The organism is Aeromonas sp. HMWF014, from assembly GCF_963878295.1.
Taxonomy (GTDB): Bacteria; Pseudomonadota; Gammaproteobacteria; order Enterobacterales; family Aeromonadaceae; genus Aeromonas; species Aeromonas popoffii.
The window spans coordinates 1-2,176 of record NZ_CAWNYS010000098.1 but is presented as its reverse complement, the minus strand read 5'-3'; the positions used below and the strand labels follow the sequence as shown (position 1 = coordinate 2,176).

General features: G+C 59.6%; 4 protein-coding genes. 1 reads left to right on the top strand and 3 read right to left on the bottom strand.

Going from position 1 to position 2,176, the window contains the following annotated elements; genetic code table 11:
• On the bottom strand, positions 1 to 256 hold a 256-nt coding region (locus AAC083_RS03835), incomplete at its 3' end, for a nucleoside hydrolase (protein WP_181364634.1).
• Between the two features lie 264 nt (positions 257 to 520).
• Between AAC083_RS03835 and AAC083_RS03830 the strand changes: the two genes are divergently transcribed.
• Positions 521 to 1,078, top strand: coding sequence for a HutD family protein (locus AAC083_RS03830; RefSeq protein WP_042038459.1), 558 nt, complete (start codon positions 521 to 523; stop codon positions 1,076 to 1,078).
• Positions 1,079 to 1,110: 32 nt separating this feature from the next.
• Here AAC083_RS03830 and AAC083_RS03825 read toward each other — a convergent pair whose 3' ends face one another.
• Both AAC083_RS03825 and azu read right to left on the bottom strand, forming a co-directional pair.
• Positions 1,111 to 1,314 (bottom strand): hypothetical protein, encoded by a 204-nt coding sequence (locus tag AAC083_RS03825; protein WP_108535849.1) that lies wholly within the window; start codon positions 1,312 to 1,314, stop codon positions 1,111 to 1,113.
• 212 nt (positions 1,315 to 1,526) lie between these two features.
• Positions 1,527 to 1,967: an azurin gene (azu, locus tag AAC083_RS03820; protein ID WP_042038461.1), complete on the bottom strand. Its 441-nt coding sequence runs from the start codon at positions 1,965 to 1,967 to the stop codon at positions 1,527 to 1,529.
• Positions 1,968 to 2,176: the final 209 nt, after the last annotated feature.

Below are 2,176 nucleotides of genomic sequence, written 5' to 3'. Positions count from 1 at the left end.
CGCCCGGGCCATGCACGACCGTGGTCGGCCCCACCGGCTCGCGGCGCAGCGGGGCCACGGCCCCCCGGACCACGTCTGCCTTCATGCCGTATTTCTGCTTGAGCCAGAGCGCATTGCGGGTGCCGTTGTCTATGGTGGCATTGCCAAACACAGTGGTGATGGCGAGCAGATCGATGGCGGGGTGCGCCTCGGCAAACAGTATTGCCATGGCGTCGTCGATACCGGGATCCGTATCCAGAATGATTTTGTGGGCCATGGGGCCTCCAGACAGCAAGAGAGTTGCCAGTGTAACGGCCTCCCGCCCGTTTTACAGCACAGGGATCACAGCCTGAGGGTTTCGCCCGAACCGGCCCCGTCGAGTGGCTGCATATTGAGCAAGGCGGTGGGCAGACAGGCCAATGCGGCTAAATAATGGCCAACCGGACGAAAGCGAATAGCCGCCGCCTTGTGAGCCTGCCCGGGGGATGGTATCACTTGGCCTCATTGCCCACTTATCTCACCCCACTGCCGAGGCGCCATCGTGATCACCCTGATTAAAGAGTCTGACCAGCTGAAAATGCCCTGGAAGAACAAGCAGGGCACCACAGCCCAGATCCTCATCGCCCCCAGCAGCGCGACCCTGGACAAGCTCGACTTTGACTACCGGTTGAGCTCGGCCCCCATCAAGGGCGCCGGTCCCTTCTCCAAATTTCCCGGCTATCAGCGCATCCTGCTGCCCATCAGCGGCGCCGGCTTCGTGCTCAACGGCCACCCCTATGCCACCTTCGAGGCGGCCCACTTCAGCGGGGATGACGAGACCCACTGCGAGCTGCTGAAAAAAGAGGTGACGGATCTGGGGCTCATCTATGATCCCTCGCGCATCAGTGCCAACGTGCGGGTGCTGAATCTGCCCTTCCCGCTCACCCTCACCCTGGAGGCGGACAAGACCTACCTCTGCCACCTGCTGAGCGGTCAGCTCACGGTGCAGGATCGGGCCGTGGCGATCAACGAGACCCTGGTGGTCAGCGGCGAAGAGAGCATCAGGCTGGAGTGCCAGAAGAAGACGGCCATCGCCTTCTTTACCCTGCAAGCGCGATAAGGAAGAGACCCGAGCAGACCCTGGTGTCGTGCTCAACGTTTGGGGGCGCGGCCCCCGCTGTCGAGACAGGCCTGCATGGTATCATAGGGAACATAATGCTTGGTGCGGCTGTAGTAGGTGCCACCCTGGGGATGGCAGATGCCGTTACGGCTCTTCTTGACCGGGGGCTCTGCCGCCAGCGCCAGGGCGCACACCAGCATCAGGCAACCGCTGACCACCCATTTGACTGCGCTCATCACTCACATCCATTCAGTGTCTGGGCCAACAGGCCCCAATTGCAGCCCACTTTACCCCTCTCAAGGCGCGGCCACTCCTCGCCAGATCACGAAATGAACCATTTATTCAATCGCCTGGCTCGTCTGCACCCCGCGTTCGATACAAGGTTTGTGCATCATAAAAAAAGCCGGGCAACCCGGCTTTTTGCTTCATGACCACCCAGACACGCGGTTTAACCGATCTTGAAGCTGCCCTTCATCATGGCGAAGTGGCCGGGGAAGGAACAGAAGAAGGTGAGGTCTTTACCGGCCAGGCCATCGGTTTTGAAGGTAACGCTGGTGCTCTCGCCGCCGCCAATCATCTTGGTGTGGGCCAGCACCCGCGGATCATCTTTTGGCAGGTAGCTGTTGTCAGCACCGGCGCTCATGCCGGCGGTCGCGACAGCCTGATAATCGGCGGTGTTCGCCAGTGCCCAGTTGTGACCCATGGCGGTCACCGGCATCTTGCCGGTATGGTTGAGGGTCACTGTCACCTCTTTGCAGGTCGCCGGTACGCTCATCTCTTTGAGGTTGTACTGCATGGCATCATTGCCTTCGATGACCAACGCGCACTCATCGGCCAGCGCCGGGGCAGCCAGGGTACTCAGAAACAGCAGGGTAATCGCCTTTTTCATCATCCTCTCCTTTGATTGGCAATAGATGGCAACACGATTGCCTGCAGGCTCGCGCCAGCGACTGGCAAAGATGCTGTCAAAATCGACCTTATTCTACTCAAATGTTGTCAATCGGCTATGGCTTTAGCGCAAAGCTGCGGGTCAGGTCACCAGATTGACCTTATTCATCACAGACACTTAACCTGAACGGATACGCACAACCCCTCTCC

Coding starts and splice junctions, on each gene's coding strand:
- AAC083_RS03825 (WP_108535849.1), bottom strand. CDS start 1,314: ATGAGCGCAGTCAAATGGGTGGTCAGCGGTTGCCTGATGCTGGTGTGC.
- azu (WP_042038461.1), bottom strand. CDS start 1,967: ATGAAAAAGGCGATTACCCTGCTGTTTCTGAGTACCCTGGCTGCCCCG.